29 protein-coding genes are annotated in these 14,702 nt (G+C 39.8%); all 29 read right to left on the bottom strand.

Going from position 1 to position 14,702, the window contains the following annotated elements; translation table 11 throughout:
* Positions 1–205 precede the first annotated feature (205 nt).
* The 29 genes from rplQ to rpsJ all read right to left on the bottom strand — a co-directional run bounded on the left by rplQ (position 206) and on the right by rpsJ (position 14,553).
* A complete protein-coding gene (rplQ, locus tag CFT42_RS11645) occupies positions 206–613 on the bottom strand; it encodes a 50S ribosomal protein L17 (RefSeq protein ID WP_088810716.1) in 408 nt (135 codons plus the stop codon).
* Between the two features lie 23 nt (positions 614–636).
* Entirely contained in the window at positions 637–1,581 is a 945-nt protein-coding gene (locus tag CFT42_RS11640; protein WP_007474660.1) for a DNA-directed RNA polymerase subunit alpha, read from the bottom strand.
* A gap of 102 nt (positions 1,582–1,683) precedes the next feature.
* The gene (rpsK, locus tag CFT42_RS11635) at positions 1,684–2,073 is read right to left on the bottom strand and encodes a 30S ribosomal protein S11 (protein ID WP_007474662.1); all 390 of its coding nucleotides are present in this window, start codon (positions 2,071–2,073) and stop codon (positions 1,684–1,686) included.
* A gap of 27 nt (positions 2,074–2,100) precedes the next feature.
* A complete protein-coding gene (gene rpsM, locus CFT42_RS11630) occupies positions 2,101–2,466 on the bottom strand; it encodes a 30S ribosomal protein S13 (protein WP_007474664.1) in 366 nt (121 codons plus the stop codon).
* Positions 2,467–2,487: 21 nt separating this feature from the next.
* On the bottom strand, positions 2,488–2,601 hold the full coding sequence (gene rpmJ, locus CFT42_RS11625; protein WP_003720928.1) for a 50S ribosomal protein L36: 114 nt from the start codon (positions 2,599–2,601) through the stop codon (positions 2,488–2,490).
* Positions 2,602–2,704: 103 nt separating this feature from the next.
* On the bottom strand, positions 2,705–2,923 hold the full coding sequence (gene infA / locus CFT42_RS11620) for a translation initiation factor IF-1 (RefSeq protein ID WP_003720929.1): 219 nt from the start codon (positions 2,921–2,923) through the stop codon (positions 2,705–2,707).
* A gap of 346 nt (positions 2,924–3,269) precedes the next feature.
* On the bottom strand, positions 3,270–3,917 hold the full coding sequence (locus CFT42_RS11615) for an adenylate kinase (RefSeq protein WP_088810715.1): 648 nt from the start codon (positions 3,915–3,917) through the stop codon (positions 3,270–3,272).
* A gap of 63 nt (positions 3,918–3,980) precedes the next feature.
* Positions 3,981–5,276 carry a preprotein translocase subunit SecY gene (gene secY, locus CFT42_RS11610; RefSeq protein WP_088810714.1) on the bottom strand — a complete coding sequence of 432 codons (1,296 nt, stop codon included), beginning with the start codon at positions 5,274–5,276 and terminating at the stop codon, positions 3,981–3,983.
* Complete coding sequence (gene rplO, locus CFT42_RS11605; RefSeq protein WP_088810713.1) at positions 5,276–5,716, bottom strand: 50S ribosomal protein L15; 441 nt, start codon at positions 5,714–5,716, stop codon at positions 5,276–5,278. Before rplO ends, secY begins: the two co-directional genes overlap by 1 nt.
* Positions 5,717–5,764: 48 nt before the next feature.
* Positions 5,765–5,944: a 50S ribosomal protein L30 gene (gene rpmD / locus CFT42_RS11600; protein WP_088810712.1), complete on the bottom strand. Its 180-nt coding sequence runs from the start codon at positions 5,942–5,944 to the stop codon at positions 5,765–5,767.
* A 16-nt stretch (positions 5,945–5,960) separates the two neighbouring features.
* Entirely contained in the window at positions 5,961–6,464 is a 504-nt protein-coding gene (gene rpsE / locus CFT42_RS11595) for a 30S ribosomal protein S5 (RefSeq protein ID WP_007474795.1), read from the bottom strand.
* Between the two features lie 21 nt (positions 6,465–6,485).
* Complete coding sequence (gene rplR / locus CFT42_RS11590; protein WP_088810711.1) at positions 6,486–6,845, bottom strand: 50S ribosomal protein L18; 360 nt, start codon at positions 6,843–6,845, stop codon at positions 6,486–6,488.
* Positions 6,846–6,879: 34 nt separating this feature from the next.
* On the bottom strand, positions 6,880–7,416 hold the full coding sequence (gene rplF / locus CFT42_RS11585; RefSeq protein WP_088810710.1) for a 50S ribosomal protein L6: 537 nt from the start codon (positions 7,414–7,416) through the stop codon (positions 6,880–6,882).
* Positions 7,417–7,445: 29 nt separating this feature from the next.
* Complete coding sequence (gene rpsH / locus CFT42_RS11580; RefSeq protein WP_007474801.1) at positions 7,446–7,844, bottom strand: 30S ribosomal protein S8; 399 nt, start codon at positions 7,842–7,844, stop codon at positions 7,446–7,448.
* Between the two features lie 31 nt (positions 7,845–7,875).
* Positions 7,876–8,061 carry a type Z 30S ribosomal protein S14 gene (locus CFT42_RS11575; RefSeq protein WP_007474803.1) on the bottom strand — a complete coding sequence of 62 codons (186 nt, stop codon included), beginning with the start codon at positions 8,059–8,061 and terminating at the stop codon, positions 7,876–7,878.
* A gap of 29 nt (positions 8,062–8,090) precedes the next feature.
* Positions 8,091–8,630: a 50S ribosomal protein L5 gene (rplE, locus tag CFT42_RS11570; RefSeq protein WP_007542993.1), complete on the bottom strand. Its 540-nt coding sequence runs from the start codon at positions 8,628–8,630 to the stop codon at positions 8,091–8,093.
* Between the two features lie 26 nt (positions 8,631–8,656).
* Positions 8,657–8,968 carry a 50S ribosomal protein L24 gene (gene rplX / locus CFT42_RS11565; protein ID WP_007474807.1) on the bottom strand — a complete coding sequence of 104 codons (312 nt, stop codon included), beginning with the start codon at positions 8,966–8,968 and terminating at the stop codon, positions 8,657–8,659.
* Positions 8,969–9,003: 35 nt separating this feature from the next.
* The gene (gene rplN / locus CFT42_RS11560) at positions 9,004–9,372 is read right to left on the bottom strand and encodes a 50S ribosomal protein L14 (protein WP_003723686.1); all 369 of its coding nucleotides are present in this window, start codon (positions 9,370–9,372) and stop codon (positions 9,004–9,006) included.
* Between the two features lie 60 nt (positions 9,373–9,432).
* Complete coding sequence (gene rpsQ, locus CFT42_RS11555; RefSeq protein WP_088810709.1) at positions 9,433–9,696, bottom strand: 30S ribosomal protein S17; 264 nt, start codon at positions 9,694–9,696, stop codon at positions 9,433–9,435.
* A 28-nt stretch (positions 9,697–9,724) separates the two neighbouring features.
* Positions 9,725–9,916: a 50S ribosomal protein L29 gene (rpmC, locus tag CFT42_RS11550; protein WP_007474820.1), complete on the bottom strand. Its 192-nt coding sequence runs from the start codon at positions 9,914–9,916 to the stop codon at positions 9,725–9,727.
* Positions 9,906–10,340 (bottom strand): 50S ribosomal protein L16, encoded by a 435-nt coding sequence (rplP, locus tag CFT42_RS11545; RefSeq protein WP_007474821.1) that lies wholly within the window; start codon positions 10,338–10,340, stop codon positions 9,906–9,908. The genes rpmC and rplP overlap by 11 nt, the downstream gene beginning before the upstream one ends.
* A gap of 2 nt (positions 10,341–10,342) precedes the next feature.
* Complete coding sequence (gene rpsC, locus CFT42_RS11540) at positions 10,343–10,999, bottom strand: 30S ribosomal protein S3 (RefSeq protein WP_007474823.1); 657 nt, start codon at positions 10,997–10,999, stop codon at positions 10,343–10,345.
* Positions 11,000–11,001: 2 nt separating this feature from the next.
* The gene (gene rplV / locus CFT42_RS11535; protein ID WP_007474825.1) at positions 11,002–11,358 is read right to left on the bottom strand and encodes a 50S ribosomal protein L22; all 357 of its coding nucleotides are present in this window, start codon (positions 11,356–11,358) and stop codon (positions 11,002–11,004) included.
* A 20-nt stretch (positions 11,359–11,378) separates the two neighbouring features.
* Positions 11,379–11,657 (bottom strand): 30S ribosomal protein S19, encoded by a 279-nt coding sequence (rpsS, locus tag CFT42_RS11530; RefSeq protein WP_007474827.1) that lies wholly within the window; start codon positions 11,655–11,657, stop codon positions 11,379–11,381.
* Positions 11,658–11,746: 89 nt separating this feature from the next.
* Entirely contained in the window at positions 11,747–12,580 is an 834-nt protein-coding gene (rplB, locus tag CFT42_RS11525) for a 50S ribosomal protein L2 (RefSeq protein WP_007474829.1), read from the bottom strand.
* A gap of 43 nt (positions 12,581–12,623) precedes the next feature.
* The gene (gene rplW, locus CFT42_RS11520) at positions 12,624–12,908 is read right to left on the bottom strand and encodes a 50S ribosomal protein L23 (RefSeq protein WP_007474831.1); all 285 of its coding nucleotides are present in this window, start codon (positions 12,906–12,908) and stop codon (positions 12,624–12,626) included.
* Entirely contained in the window at positions 12,908–13,531 is a 624-nt protein-coding gene (rplD, locus tag CFT42_RS11515) for a 50S ribosomal protein L4 (protein ID WP_088810708.1), read from the bottom strand. The genes rplW and rplD overlap by 1 nt, the downstream gene beginning before the upstream one ends.
* Before the next feature lie 25 nt (positions 13,532–13,556).
* Positions 13,557–14,186, bottom strand: a complete 630-nt coding sequence (rplC, locus tag CFT42_RS11510) for a 50S ribosomal protein L3 (protein WP_088810707.1) — start codon at positions 14,184–14,186, stop codon at positions 13,557–13,559.
* A gap of 58 nt (positions 14,187–14,244) precedes the next feature.
* Entirely contained in the window at positions 14,245–14,553 is a 309-nt protein-coding gene (rpsJ, locus tag CFT42_RS11505) for a 30S ribosomal protein S10 (protein ID WP_007474836.1), read from the bottom strand.
* Between the last annotated feature and the right edge of the window lie 149 nt (positions 14,554–14,702).

Raw genomic sequence — 14,702 nt, 5'->3', positions numbered from 1 at the left:
GCAAAGCTTGTTTTAAAATCATGCTTTTCTTGGAAACAATTTAGTTTTTGAACACAAAAAAACTCAAAGTAAATGACTTTGAGTCTGGACAGAAATAAAAAAAGCCTGCGCCCTCCCCGTTTTAAACAGAAGAAGGCGCACAGAGCTAGACAAGTCAGGTTTCCCTGCTTATCATGACACTCTACTTGCTTTCATACATTTTCTATTAAACTAACTCGATAATTACCATTGGAGCACCGTCACCACGACGAGGTCCTTTTTTGTAAATACGAGTGTAACCACCTTGACGATCAGCATAACGAGGTGCTACATCATCAAATAGTTTTTGAAGCGCGTATACCGCTTGGTTTTTCTTCACAGTTTCGCCTTTTTTGTTTGTTACGTCAACTTGTTTAACGTCAGCAACTTCATGGCGAACAAAAGCAGCAGCTTGACGACGAGCGTGCAAGTCACCTTTTTTACCGGAAGTAATAAGTTTTTCAACAACTTTACGAATCTCTTTAGCGCGAGCTTCAGTTGTTTCGATACGTTCATGTACGATTAAATCCGTTGCAAGATCACGTAGTAACGCTTTACGTTGTGAGCTCGTACGGCCTAATTTTCTGTAACCCATGGAATTCCCTCCTTACTTTTCTATCAGTTTTCGTTTCTTAGACCTAAGCCAAGGTCAGCAAGCTTAACTTTAACTTCCTCAAGAGATTTACGACCCAAGTTACGAACTTTCATCATATCATCTTCTGATTTGTCAGCTAATTCTTGTACAGTATTGATTCCAGCGCGTTTTAGACAGTTATAAGAACGAACAGAAAGATCTAATTCTTCAATTGTCATTTCAAGCACTTTCTCTTTATGGCTTTCTTCTTTTTCAATCATAATTTCCGCTTTTTGGGCTTCGTCTGTTAAGTTAACAAAGATGCTCAAATGCTCAGAAAGGATTTTTGCACCAAGAGATACAGCTTCTTCTGGGCTAATGCTTCCATCAGTTAAAACATCAAAAGTTAGCTTATCATAATTTGTCGATTGACCTACACGTGTATTTTCAACTTGATAATTCACACGAATTACTGGAGAGAAAATAGAGTCTATTGGAAGAACACCAATAGGCATACTTTCACGTTTGTTTTGGTCAGCTGGCGTATAACCACGACCACGAGTGGCATTCAAGCGCACATGGAATTTCGCATTATCACTTAATGTAGCAATATGCAAATCTGGATTTAAAATTTCAACATCACTGTCATAATTAATATCTCCAGCAGTTACAACACCTGGTCCTTGCATATCAATTTCCAATGTTTTTTCTTCATCAGAGTAAACTTTAAGTGCAAGTTTCTTGATATTTAAAATCATTGTTGTCACATCTTCAACTACACCTTCAATAACAGAAAACTCATGCAATGCACCATCAATTTGAATTGAAGTGACTGCAGCACCTGGTAGTGAAGATAATAGAATACGACGTAAGGAGTTACCCAAAGTTGTACCATATCCACGCTCAAGTGGTTCTACAACAAACTTTCCATACTTGGCATCATCGCTGATCTCAATCGTCTCGATTTTTGGCTTTTCAATTTCGATCATTCAAATTTACCCTCCTTCAAAACGTCTTATTTCCTAAATCTAGTCGAACCTCTTTACAAGTTTAACAATCGAAGTATAGAGTGGCATAAGAAATACGACTACTTATACACGACGACGTTTTGGAGGACGACAACCATTGTGGGGAACTGGAGTTACATCTTTAATTGCAGTAACTTCAAGACCTGCTGCTTGAAGAGCACGAATAGCTGCTTCACGACCAGCACCTGGACCTTTAACAGTTACTTCTAAAGTTTTCAAACCATGTTCTTGAGCTGATTTAGCTGCACTTTCAGCTGCCATTTGAGCTGCAAAAGGAGTAGATTTACGAGAACCTTTAAATCCTAAAGCACCAGCGCTAGACCAAGCTAAAGCATTTCCATGCGTGTCAGTAATCATTACAATCGTATTATTAAATGTAGAACGAATATGTGCAATACCGCTTTCGATATTCTTTTTCACACGACGTTTACGAGTATTTGTTTTACGTGCCATTCACTTACTACCTCCTTTACTAACTTATTATTTCTTCTTACCTGCAACAGTCTTAGAAGGACCTTTACGAGTACGAGCATTATTTTTAGTATTTTGTCCACGAACGGGAAGTCCACGACGGTGACGCATACCACGGTAAGAACCGATTTCAATCAGACGTTTAATGTTCAAGTTCACTTCACGACGAAGATCACCTTCTACTTTAATACGGTCAACGATTTCACGGATTTTACCTAATTCTTCTTCTGTTAAATCACGAGTACGAGTATCTTCAGAAACGCCTGCTTCTTTCAAAACTTGAATAGCAGTTTGTTTACCAATACCGTAAATGTAAGTCAGGGAAATAACAATACGTTTTTCACGTGGAACGTCCACACCTGCAATACGTGCCATTTAGTCAAGCACCTCCTTATATTATCCTTGTTTTTGCTTATGTTTAGGGTTTTCACAAATCACCATTACTTTACCTTTACGACGAATAACTTTACATTTTTCGCACATAGGTTTAACGGATGGTCTTACTTTCATATTCCATATACCTCCTTGTTTATTAGAGAAAGTGTCTCTATAAACCGATACGTACTAAGCTGGCGAACCAGACCGGTATATAAATTCAATTTCGGAGTGCAAATTATTTAAAACGATAAGTGATTCTTCCACGAGTTAAATCATACGGGGAAAGCTCAACTGTCACTTTGTCCCCAGGTAAAATACGGATGTAGTGCATACGAATTTTACCAGAAACAGTGGCAAGCACTTTATGACCATTTTCGAGTTCTACATTGAACATCGCATTTGGTAAAGTTTCTTGAACAACGCCTTCCACTTCGATTACATCTTCTTTAGCCATATGTTCGCTACCTCCTTCTCGGTTACTAGACCACTTGGTTACTAAATTTTATCAGTGTAAAACTTGATTACATGAAAAAACGGTAAACAAGCCAAAACTCGTCGCATATTTGCAACGTTTTCGGTGTTTTTAGACAACCCACAGAGTGAATCCGTAATGCCGAGATTTTGAGCAAACATTACTCAAAGTTAAAGCTCGATATAATCTTTCGGATGATCTTCAAATGGTTCTCTCGTTCATCATGATTTGCTATGATGCTTTTATTCCACTGCCAATTATCCATTATACTACAATCCAATTGAATTTGCACGTATTAATTTGTTAGCAGGGCAAGCACTTTCCGCACTTAGAAAGCAGCAAGAATCTTGTCCACATCCGCAAAAACATCATTGATATCTTGTTCACCGTTTACGTTGTGAAGCTTACCTGTTTCTTTATAGAAATTAAGAAGAGGTTCTGTTTGTTTCATATTGACATTCAAACGATTTTCAACAGTTTCTTTTTTGTCATCTTCACGTTGATAAAGTTCTGTTCCATCCACGTCACATTTACCTGCAACTTTGGGTGGATTATAAATTTCATGATACGTGCGACCACAAGTTTTACAAATCCAGCGGCCCGTTAGGCGTTTCATCAAAATTTCTTTATCAACATTAATGTTAATGACAGCATCAAGTTCTGTTCCTAAATCTTTCAATATGTTTTCCAGCTCTTCAGCTTGTGCCACTGTGCGTGGAAAGCCATCTAATAGAAACCCGTTTCTTGCATCATCTTGAGCTAAACGTTCACGAACAATACCATTTGTCACTTCATCGGGAACTAAATCACCTTTATCCATGTAAGACTTAGCTTTTAGTCCTAAATCTGTTTCATTTTTCATCGCTGCGCGGAACATATCCCCTGTAGATATATGAGGGATATTATATTTTTCAACAATTTTCTCAGCTTGAGTACCTTTTCCAGCTCCTGGTAGTCCCATTAATACTAATTTCAACTGTTTCGCTCCTCGGCTACGCGCAGGGGCCCTGCTAGGTAATCCTAAGCAAGTGCCTGCGTGTTATTTGATGAACCCACGATAATTCCGTTTCACAAGTTGACCTTCGAGTTGTTTCGTTGTATCTAGTGCTACACCGATTACGATTAGAAGACTTGTACCACCGATAGCGAGCGTTTGAGGAAGACCAAAAGCGGTCGTACCGATAGTTGGAATTACAGCAACTGCCGCTAGGAAAAGTGCACCAACAAATGTTAGACGGTAAAGTACCGAAGTAAGATATGCTTGTGTTTCTCTACCTGGGCGTTTACTAGGGATATATCCACCTTGCTTCTTCAAATTGTCAGCCACTTTTTCAGGGTTAACTTGAATGAAAGCATAGAAATAAGTGAATGCGATAATTAGTGCTACATATAAAATCATGCCGATAGGTTTCGTATAATCAAACACATTTTTGAGCACAGCAACAACTTCATTACTACTATCAAAGAAAGTAAGAATGGTTTGTGGTGTGATAATAAACGCACTCGCGAAGATTACCGGAATAACCCCAGCAGAGTTAAGTTTAAGTGGCAAATGAGTTGCCTGAGCACCAGCTTGCTTGTTACCTGCAACACGTTTTGAATATTGAATCGGGATTTTACGTAAAGCTTGTTGGAAGTAAATAACTACTACTACGATTAGAAGTGCAGCTAGTGCGATTCCAGCAAGAACTAAAATGTGTAGGAAAAGCTGATCTCCAGCTCCTTCGATTTGTTGTACGTAAACTTGACGAACACCATCAGGAATACGTGCAACGATACCAGCAAAGATAATAATGGAAACCCCATTACCGACACCTTTAACTGTAATTTGTTCCCCTAACCACATAAGGAACATTGTACCTGTCATTAGTACAATCGCAATTAGAATGTACTGTGGAATTGACGCATTAAAAATCAAAGTAGATCCTGAAAGTCTGTTAAAGCCATATGCCATACCAAACGCTTCTACTAAACCTAAAATGATTGTTAAATAACGAGTAAGTTGGTTGAGTTTTTTACGACCCATTTCCCCTTGCTTCGCCCATTCCGTAAGTTTAGGAACAACATCCATTTGTAATAGTTGAACAATGATGGACGCCGTGATGTACGGCATAACACCCATTGCTAAAACGGAGAAGTTTTTTAATGCTCCACCATTAAATGTGTTTAGAAAGCCAAAAATCCCGCCTTCCATCGTTTGTTGCAATGCAGCAGCATTCACCCCAGGCACGGGCACAAATGTTCCAATACGGAAAATAATTAACATCGCAATTGTGAAAAGAATTTTTTTACGGATATCAGCTACTCTAAAGAAGTTGACTAACGTTGAAAACATTAGATCACCTCAGTTTTCCCACCAGCGGCTTCGATTGCTTCCTTAGCAGCTGTGGAAAATTTATTTGCTTTCACTGTAAGTTTTTTCTCAATAGATCCATTTGAAAGGATTTTAATACCAGATTTTGCATTACGCACAATACCAGTTTCAATTAATAATTCAGGTGTTACTTCTGTACCTTCTTCAAAGCGATTTAAAACATCTAAATTCACAACTGCGAATTCTTTACGGTTGATGTTCGTAAATCCACGTTTTGGTATACGGCGGAATAATGGAAGTTGTCCACCTTCAAAACCTAAACGTACACCGCCGCCGGAACGAGCTTTTTGCCCTTTATGTCCGCGACCGGAAGTTTTACCGTTACCAGAGCCTGTACCACGACCAACACGATTACGCTCTTTGCGAGAACCTTCAGCAGGCTTAAGTTCGTGTAGTTTCATGTCAAGCACCTCCTCCTAATTCTAGTTTATTACATTTGAAAATTTCGCTTAAACTTCTTTAACGTCCAGAAGATGACTAACTTTGTTAACCATCCCACGAATTGCAGGATTATCTTCTTTAACGACAACGGAATTTGTTTTACCAAGACCTAATGCTTGAACAGTTTTACGTTGTGGTTCGGGACGACCGATTAAGCTACGTTTTAGAGTGATTTCTAATTTAGCCATAATGATAATTCCCTCCTTATCCTAGCAATTCTTCTACAGTTTTGCCACGAAGTTTTGCAACTTCTTCAGCTTTTTTAAGTTGTTTGATACCGTCGATTGTAGCGCGCACCATGTTGATAGGTGTATTTGATCCAAGTGATTTGGAAGATACATCTGCAACACCAGCAAGCTCAAGTACGGCACGAACAGGACCACCAGCAGTTACACCAGAACCGGCGCTCGCAGGTTTAAGAAGGATTTCTCCCCCACCGAAGTGACCTACAACTGTATGCGGAATTGTTGTGTCAACAGTTGGTACGAATACCATGTTTTTCTTCGCATCTTCAACAGCTTTACGAATAGCGTCTGGAACTTCTTGTGCTTTACCAGTACCGAAGCCCACGTGACCGTTTTTATCACCAACAACAACAAGTGCTGTGAAGCGGAAACGACGACCACCTTTAACTACTTTAGCAACACGGTTGATTGTAACAACGCGTTCTTCTAAATCTAATTTGTTTCCATCAATAATTTCAGCCATGCAAGGTTTCCCTCCTTCTTATTAGAATTGTAATCCGTTTTCACGAGCAGCTTCAGCAAGAGCTTTTACGCGACCATGATATAAGTAACCTCCGCGGTCAAATACAACAGCAGAAATTCCTTTTTCAGAAGCACGTTTTGCGACTAATTCGCCAACTTTGCTAGCAGCGTCAACTTTTGATTCGCTTGATGCGAAATCTTTATCTAAATTCGATGCACTTACAAGTGTCACGCCATTTACATCATCAATTAATTGAGCGTAAATATTTTTATTAGAACGAAAAACGTTTAAACGTGGACGACTTTCAGTTCCAGTAATTTTAGAACGAACACGAGCATGTCTCTTTTTACGAACTTTATTTTTGTCGATTTTGGTAATCACACGACTCACCTCTTCTCTAATAGCCTATGCGGCATTATTTACCAGTTTTACCTTCTTTACGGCGTACATATTCGCCTTCGTAACGAATACCTTTGCCTTTGTATGGCTCAGGCGGACGTACAGCGCGAATATTCGCAGCTAGTTCACCAACGTGTTCTTTATTGAAGCCTTTAACGATAATTTTCGTATTAGCAGGAACATCAATTTCTACACCTTTTGGCGCTTCGAATTCTACTGGATGAGAGTAACCTACGTTAAGAACAAGTTTAGAACCTTGTTTTTGTGCACGGTAACCGACACCGATTAATTCTAAAGTTTTTTCGTAGCCTTCAGATACTCCGACAACCATGTTATTTAAGATTGCACGAGTCGTACCATGAAGAGCACGATGAGTTTTATTATCAGTTGGACGGGAAATGTTAATTTCGCTTCCTTCAATATCAATTTTAATGTCTGGGTTAAACTCTTTAACGAGTTCACCTTTAGGACCTTTAACTGTAGCCTTAGCTCCGTCAAGTGTAACAGTTACACCAGCAGGAATTGTAATAGGCTTTTTACCGATACGGGACATTTATCGCACCTCCTTGTGTTATATATTTCTTACCAAACGTATGCTAGAACTTCTCCACCGACTTGTTTAGCGCGAGCTTCTTTGTCAGTTAAAACACCTTGCGAAGTTGATACGATTGCGATACCAAGACCGTTAAGTACTTTAGGCACCTCATTTGATTTAGCGTATACACGCAGACCTGGTTTACTGATACGTTTCAAACCAGTGATTACACGTTCGCCAGACGGACTATATTTTAAGAAAACACGGATAGTGCCTTGTTTGTCGTCTTCGATATACTCAACATCGCGTACAAAACCTTCACGTTTCAGGATTTCAGCGATTTCTTTCTTGATTTTAGACGCAGGTAATTCTAATTTATCATGCTTTACCATGTTCGCATTACGGATACGAGTTAGAAAATCTGCAATTGGATCTGTCATCACCATGTGTAATTACCCTCCTTCCTTAAACTTTAACTTACCAGCTTGCTTTTTTTACGCCGGGAATTTGACCTTTATAGGCAAGTTCACGGAAACAAATACGGCATAATTTGAATTTGCGAATAACGGAATGTGGACGTCCACAACGTTCGCAACGAGTATACGCTTGAACTGCGAATTTTGGTTCGCGTTTTTGCTTAGCGATCATTGACTTTTTAGCCACGTTTTCGCCTCCCTACTTTTAATTATTGATTATTTTTGAAACGGCATTCCAGCTAGAGTTAATAACTCACGGGATTCTTCATCAGTTTTGGCAGTTGTAACAATAACTACATCCATACCTCGAACTTTAGATACTTGATCATAATCAATTTCAGGGAAAATTAATTGTTCTCTCACACCCAGCGTATAGTTCCCACGGCCGTCGAAAGCTTTTTTCGAAACACCACGGAAGTCACGTACACGTGGAAGTGAAACAGTAATTAATTTGTCTAAGAAATCATACATACGCTCACCACGAAGCGTTACTTTAGCACCGATTGGCATTCCTTCACGAAGACGGAAACCAGCGATAGAGTTTTTTGCTTTTGTGATTACAGGTTTTTGACCAGTGATTAAAGCTAATTCTTCAACAGCACTGTCTAAAACTTTAGCGTTTGCTACTGCGTCACCAACACCAGTGTTGATTACGATTTTTTCAATTTTTGGTACTTCCATAACGGAAGAATAGTTAAACTTGCTCATCATAGCAGGAACAATTTCCTTAAGATAGCGATCTTTAAGGCGATTCATGTAATGTTGCCTCCTTCCTCAAATACTTATTTATCGATTACTTCACCGGATTTTTTAGCTACACGTACTTTTTTATCGCCTTTTACTTCATAGCCTACACGAGTAGGTTCACCAGTTTTAGGGTCGATAAGCATTACGTTTGATACGTGAATTGGTGCCTCAACATTCAAGATTCCACCTTGTGGATTGATGTTGGAAGGTTTCGTATGTTTTTTCACCATGTTAATTCCTTCAACAATTACACGATCTTTTTTCGGAAATGCAGCAAGGATTTTGCCGGATTTGCCTTTATCTTTACCAGTAATAACTTGTACTTTATCACCTTTTTTGACATGCATAAGTCTTAGCACCTCCTTGGTTTGAAACTTGTTTTTTAAAGAACTTCTGGAGCTAAAGAAACGATCTTCATAAAGTTGTTTTCACGAAGTTCGCGAGCAACAGGTCCAAAAATACGTGTTCCACGAGGACTTTTATCATCACGGATAATGACACATGCATTTTCATCAAATTTGATGTAAGAACCATCTTGACGACGTGCTCCACTCTTAGTACGAACGATTACTGCTTTAACAACTTCACCTTTTTTGACAACGCCGCCTGGTGTTGCTTGTTTAACGGTACACACGACAACATCGCCAATGTTAGCAGTTTTGCGTCCTGATCCACCTAGCACTTTAATAGTTAGCACTTCACGCGCGCCAGAGTTATCAGCCACTTTCATACGACTTTCTTGTTGAATCATTAGGACACCCTCCTTCCAGAATAACGGGTAAGAAATAATTTCTTATTTTTATAATAAACGTTAGATAATTACTGCTTCTTCTACTACATCAATTAAACGGAAACGTTTAGTTGCGGATAGAGGACGAGTTTCCATGATACGAACGATATCGCCAGCTTTAGCAGTGTTATTTTCATCATGCGCTTTGAACTTTTTCGAATACTTAACGCGTTTACCATACAAACCATGCTTTTTGTATGTTTCAACTACTACAGTGATTGTCTTATCCATTTTGTCGGATACTACGCGACCTGTATAAATTTTACGTTGATTACGGTCAGTCATGCATTAAAACCTCCTTACGATTTTCTTTTTAAGCAAGTTCTCTTTCTTTAACAATTGTTTTCATGCGCGCGATAGATTTACGTACTTCTCTAATACGTGCAGTATTTTCCAATTGTCCTGTAGCTAATTGAAAGCGCAGGTTGAAAAGCTCTTCTTTTAGCGCTTTTTCTTGATCTTTAATTTCGGTAGTGGATAGTTCACGGATATCATTAGCTTTCATTTGCTTCACCACCAATTTCTTCACGTTTTACGATCTTAGTTTTGACCGGCAGTTTGTGTGACGCAAGACGTAACGCTTCACGCGCAACTTCTTCAGGTACACCTGCGATTTCGAACATAATTTTGCCGCGTTTAACTGGGCTTACCCAGCCTTCCGGAGCACCTTTACCTTTACCCATCCGAACCCCGATTGGTTTAGAAGTGTAAGATTTATGAGGGAAAATTTTAATCCAAACTTTACCGCCACGTTTCATATAACGAGTCATAGCGATACGAGCAGCTTCGATTTGACGGTTAGTAATCCAAGAAGCTTCAACCGCTTGAAGACCGTATTCACCAAATGCTACTTCAGTTCCGCCTTTTGCACGTCCGCGCATGTTACCACGAAACTCACGACGATATTTAACACGTTTTGGAACTAACATTATTATTTTCCTCCTTCCACATTGTTTTTCTTCGTAGGAAGGACTTCACCGCGATAAATCCAAACTTTAACGCCTAGTTTACCGTAAGTTGTGTCAGCTTCTTCCCATGCGTAGTCAATGTCTGCACGCAATGTATGAAGAGGTACTGTTCCTTCGCTATAATGTTCAGCACGAGCGATATCAGCTCCGCCAAGACGACCAGATACTTGAGTCTTAATTCCTTTAGCACCAGCGCGCATAGTACGTTGAATTGCTTGTTTTTGTGCACGACGGAAGGAAACACGACCTTCAAGTTGTCTAGCAATATTTTCTGCAACAAGTTTAGCGTCTAAATCAGCACGTTTAATTTCAACGATATTGATGTGTACGCGTTTGCCTGTTAATTCGTTAAGTGATTTACGAAGTGCTTCAACTTCAGAACCACCTTTACCAATTACCATACCAGGTTTTGCAGTGTGAATTGTAATGTTTACACGATTAGCTGCACGTTCGATTTCAACACGTGAAACAGAAGCATCAGCAAGACGTTTTGCGATAAAATCACGAATGCGTAAGTCTTCATGTAAGAAGTCCGCATATTCTTTTTCAGCGTACCATTTAGAATCCCAGTCACGAATGACACCGATACGCATACCTATTGGATGTACTTTTTGACCCAACGTTATCCCTCCTTCACTTCAGATACCACAACTGTGATGTGGCTAGTACGTTTATTAATTGCACTTGCACGACCTTGTGCACGTGGACGGAAACGTTTAAGAGTTGGACCTTCGTCTACGAAAGCTTCAGATACAACTAAACTATTCACGTCTAAATCATAATTGTGCTCAGCATTTGCCATAGCAGATTTTAATACTTTTTCAATGATTGGTGAAGCCGCTTTTGGAGTAAACTTCAAAATTGCGATTGCTTCGCCTACTTGCTTACCTCGGATTAAATCAATAACGATTCTCGCTTTACGAGGAGCAATACGTACCGTTTTGGCAACGGCTTTTGCGCTTGTAACTTCATTTGCCATTTAGATAGCCTCCTCTCGAATTATCGTCTAGTTTTCTTATCGTCTGCCGCGTGGCCACGGTAAGTACGAGTTGGTGCAAATTCACCTAATTTATGTCCTACCATATCTTCTTGGATATAAACAGGAACGTGTTTACGTCCATCATATACAGCGATTGTTTGACCTACAAATACTGGGAAGATTGTGGAACGACGAGACCAAGTTTTGATAACTTGTTTTTTGTCGCTTTCATTAGCAGCTTCCACTTTCTTCATCAAGTGATCATCGACAAAAGGTCCTTTTTTCAAACTACGACCCATGACGGAACCTCCCTTCGTATAGTCAGGCAGCTCGGAGCATTTCTCCGTGCTGTCCCGCTAACTTTAATTTAATCATATTAACCCAGAAATTATTTACCTTTACGACGACGTACGATAAATTTATCGGAGTTATTGTTTTTCTTACGTGTTTTGTAACCAAGAGTTGGTTTACCCCATGGTGACATTGGAGATTTACGTCCGATTGGCGCTTTACCTTCACCACCACCGTGTGGGTGATCGTTAGGGTTCATAACGGAACCACGAACCGTTGGGCGTTTGCCTAACCAGCGGCTACGTCCAGCCTTACCGATGTTGATAAGTTCGTGTTGTTCGTTCCCAACTTGACCGATAGTAGCACGGCAAGTAGCAAGAATCATGCGAACTTCACCAGAGTTAAGGCGAATAAGAACATATTTCCCTTCTTTACCAAGTACTTGTGCACTTGTGCCGGCAGAGCGAACTAATTGTCCACCTTTACCAGGTTTTAATTCGATATTATGGATAACTGTACCCACTGGAATATCTTTAAGTTCTAAAGCGTTACCGACTTTAATGTCTGCTTCTGCTCCAGAGTAAATTGTTTGGCCTACTTCAAGACCTTTTGCTGCGATGATGTAGCGTTTTTCTCCATCAGCGTAGTTGATTAACGCAATATTTGCTGAGCGGTTAGGATCGTATTCGATTGTTGCTACACGACCTGGAACGCCATCTTTATTACGTTTGAAATCGATCACACGGTATTGACGTTTATGTCCACCACCGTGATGACGAACAGTTAACTTACCTTGGTTGTTACGACCAGCCTTCTTTTTCATAGGACGTAGTAAAGATTTTTCTGGAGTACTCGTTGTAATCTCAGCAAAATCAGAACTTGTCATATGACGGCGGCCGTTTGTGGTAGGTTTGTACTTTTTAATCGCCATTTTTTTCCCTCCTCGTTAGATTTTTTTATTCTAAACGTTCGTTTTAAACTTCAAAAAGTTGAATTTCTTTACTGTCAGCACTCAATGTAACAATCGCTTTACGACGTTTGTTTGTGTAGCCAACGTAACGACCCATGCGTTTCTTTTTACCTTTGTAGTTCATAACGTTTACTTTTACAACGTCAACTTCAAAAATTTCTTCAATCGCATGTTTAATTTGAGATTTTGTCGCGCGAGTGTCTACTTCAAAAGTATATTTCTTGTCATCAAGAATACTTGTAGATTCCTCCGTTACGACTGGGCGCTTAATGATGTCGCGTGCATCCATTACGCAAGCACCTCCTCTACTTTTTCGACAGCTGCTTTAGTAATGATTAATTTATCATGACTAGCAACTTCTAGTACTGAGATACTTTCAGCTGGGATAACTGTAATGCCTTGGATATTGCGGGCAGATAATTCTACGTTTTCGCTTTCTCCAGCAACTACAATTAGAGCTTTAGAATCTACAGAGATATTTTTAAGGAAAGCTGCAAAATCTTTTGTTTTAGGCGCATCAAACGCTAAGTTTTCAAGTACAAGAACGTTTTCGTCTTTCACTTTAGAAGATAGGATTGATTTAATCGCTAAACGGCGAACTTTCTTTGGTAATTTGTATGCATATGAACGAGGTGTTGGGCCGAATACGACACCGCCTCCACGCCATTGCGGGGAACGAATCGAACCTTGACGAGCACGACCAGTACCTTTTTGACGCCATGGTTTACGTCCACCACCACGTACTTCAGAACGATTTTTTACTTTATGAGTTCCTTGACGTAAGGAAGCTCGTTGGCTCAAAATCACATCAACAACTACTTTTTCATTCGGTTCGATACCGAAGACAGCATCATTCAATGTAATTTCGCCAGCTTTAGAACCATCTTGTTTAAGTAAGCTTAGTTTTGGCATTCGTTAGTCCTCCTTTCCAAATAAATTATTTTGCTTTAATAGCAGTTTTAATTTGAACTAATGATTTTTTCGCACCAGGAACGTTACCTTTAACTAAAAGTAAGTTCTTTTCTACGTCTACTTTAACGATTTCCAAGTTTTGGATAGTGATTTGATCTCCACCCATACGACCTGGAAGAAGTTTATTTTTGAAAACACGGTTAGGCGCTACAGGACCCATTGAACCAGGGCGACGGTGGTAACGAGAACCGTGAGCCATAGGCCCGCGAGATTGTCCGTGGCGTTTAATTACACCTTGGAACCCTTTACCTTTCGATACGCCGGTCGCGTCGATGATGTCACCTTCTGCGAATACGTCTACTTTTACTTCAGAACCAATCTCATACTCGTCTAAGTTAACATCGCGGAATTCGCGAATGAAGCGCTTAGGAGTAGTATTGGCTTTTGCTACATGACCTTTTTCGGGTTTGTTTGATAAAACTTCACGTTTGTCTTCGAAGCCGATTTGTACTGCTTCGTAGCCGTCAGTTTCAACAGTTTTCTTTTGAAGTACTACGTTGTTAGCCGCTTCAATTACTGTTACTGGAATTAATTCTCCATTTTCAGTGAAAACTTGAGTCATCCCTACTTTTCTACCTAAGATTCCTTTGGTCATGAGTCACACCTCCTGTTAATAGTTAATTTTTTTCGGACAAAACATGCCCAAGAGTTTATTAGAGTTTAATTTCGATATCTACACCGCTTGGCAAGTCTAAACGCATCAAGCTATCCACAGTTTGTGGTGTTGGATTAACGATGTCGATTAAACGTTTATGCGTACGCATTTCGAATTGTTCGCGCGAATCTTTGTATTTGTGAACCGCACGTAAAACTGTGTATACAGATTTCTCTGTTGGAAGTGGAATCGGACCAGATACAGAAGCACCAGAACGTTTCGCAGTTTCCACAATTTTTTCAGCTGATTGATCCAAGATACGGTGATCATAAGCTTTTAAACGAATACGAATTTTTTGTTTTGCCATTATTTTCCCTCCTTCTCGCCTACTTTTAAAATAGACATTCTCCATGGAAATTACCTGAGTACCCGCCATGGCAAAGCGGCCGGGTGTGTCAGCAACCTTCCACTTCATCACATCTTGCGCCCCAATAGCTTAGGGGTGCTCATACAAAA

Source organism: Listeria goaensis (genome assembly GCF_900186125.1).
Taxonomy (GTDB): Bacteria; Bacillota; Bacilli; order Lactobacillales; family Listeriaceae; genus Listeria; species Listeria goaensis.
This window is presented reverse-complemented; position numbering and strand designations above follow the sequence as displayed.

Coding starts and splice junctions, on each gene's coding strand:
- rpmC (WP_007474820.1), bottom strand. CDS start 9,916: ATGAAAGCTAATGATATCCGTGAACTATCCACTACCGAAATTAAAGAT.
- CFT42_RS11640 (WP_007474660.1), bottom strand. CDS start 1,581: ATGATCGAAATTGAAAAGCCAAAAATCGAGACGATTGAGATCAGCGAT.
- rplN (WP_003723686.1), bottom strand. CDS start 9,372: ATGATTCAACAAGAAAGTCGTATGAAAGTGGCTGATAACTCTGGCGCG.
- rpsE (WP_007474795.1), bottom strand. CDS start 6,464: ATGGCTGAAATTATTGATGGAAACAAATTAGATTTAGAAGAACGCGTT.
- rpsQ (WP_088810709.1), bottom strand. CDS start 9,696: ATGACTGACCGTAATCAACGTAAAATTTATACAGGTCGCGTAGTATCC.
- rpsS (WP_007474827.1), bottom strand. CDS start 11,657: ATGGGTCGTAGTTTGAAAAAAGGACCTTTTGTCGATGATCACTTGATG.
- rplC (WP_088810707.1), bottom strand. CDS start 14,186: ATGACCAAAGGAATCTTAGGTAGAAAAGTAGGGATGACTCAAGTTTTC.
- rplD (WP_088810708.1), bottom strand. CDS start 13,531: ATGCCAAAACTAAGCTTACTTAAACAAGATGGTTCTAAAGCTGGCGAA.
- rplX (WP_007474807.1), bottom strand. CDS start 8,968: ATGCATGTCAAAAAAGGTGATAAAGTACAAGTTATTACTGGTAAAGAT.
- rplP (WP_007474821.1), bottom strand. CDS start 10,340: ATGTTAGTTCCAAAACGTGTTAAATATCGTCGTGAGTTTCGTGGTAAC.
- rpsH (WP_007474801.1), bottom strand. CDS start 7,844: ATGGTGATGACAGATCCAATTGCAGATTTTCTAACTCGTATCCGTAAT.
- rplV (WP_007474825.1), bottom strand. CDS start 11,358: ATGGCAAATGAAGTTACAAGCGCAAAAGCCGTTGCCAAAACGGTACGT.
- rpmJ (WP_003720928.1), bottom strand. CDS start 2,601: ATGAAAGTAAGACCATCCGTTAAACCTATGTGCGAAAAATGTAAAGTT.
- rpmD (WP_088810712.1), bottom strand. CDS start 5,944: ATGGCTAAATTAGAAATCACTCTAAAACGTAGCTTAATCGGTCGTCCC.
- infA (WP_003720929.1), bottom strand. CDS start 2,923: ATGGCTAAAGAAGATGTAATCGAAGTGGAAGGCGTTGTTCAAGAAACT.
- rplF (WP_088810710.1), bottom strand. CDS start 7,416: ATGTCCCGTATCGGTAAAAAGCCTATTACAATTCCTGCTGGTGTAACT.
- rplB (WP_007474829.1), bottom strand. CDS start 12,580: ATGGCGATTAAAAAGTACAAACCTACCACAAACGGCCGCCGTCATATG.
- rplO (WP_088810713.1), bottom strand. CDS start 5,716: ATGAAACTACACGAACTTAAGCCTGCTGAAGGTTCTCGCAAAGAGCGT.
- rpsM (WP_007474664.1), bottom strand. CDS start 2,466: ATGGCACGTATTGCAGGTGTGGACGTTCCACGTGAAAAACGTATTGTT.
- rplQ (WP_088810716.1), bottom strand. CDS start 613: ATGGGTTACAGAAAATTAGGCCGTACGAGCTCACAACGTAAAGCGTTA.
- rplE (WP_007542993.1), bottom strand. CDS start 8,630: ATGAATCGCCTTAAAGATCGCTATCTTAAGGAAATTGTTCCTGCTATG.
- rpsJ (WP_007474836.1), bottom strand. CDS start 14,553: ATGGCAAAACAAAAAATTCGTATTCGTTTAAAAGCTTATGATCACCGT.
- rplW (WP_007474831.1), bottom strand. CDS start 12,908: ATGGATGCACGCGACATCATTAAGCGCCCAGTCGTAACGGAGGAATCT.
- secY (WP_088810714.1), bottom strand. CDS start 5,276: ATGTTTTCAACGTTAGTCAACTTCTTTAGAGTAGCTGATATCCGTAAA.
- rpsK (WP_007474662.1), bottom strand. CDS start 2,073: ATGGCACGTAAAACAAATACTCGTAAACGTCGTGTGAAAAAGAATATC.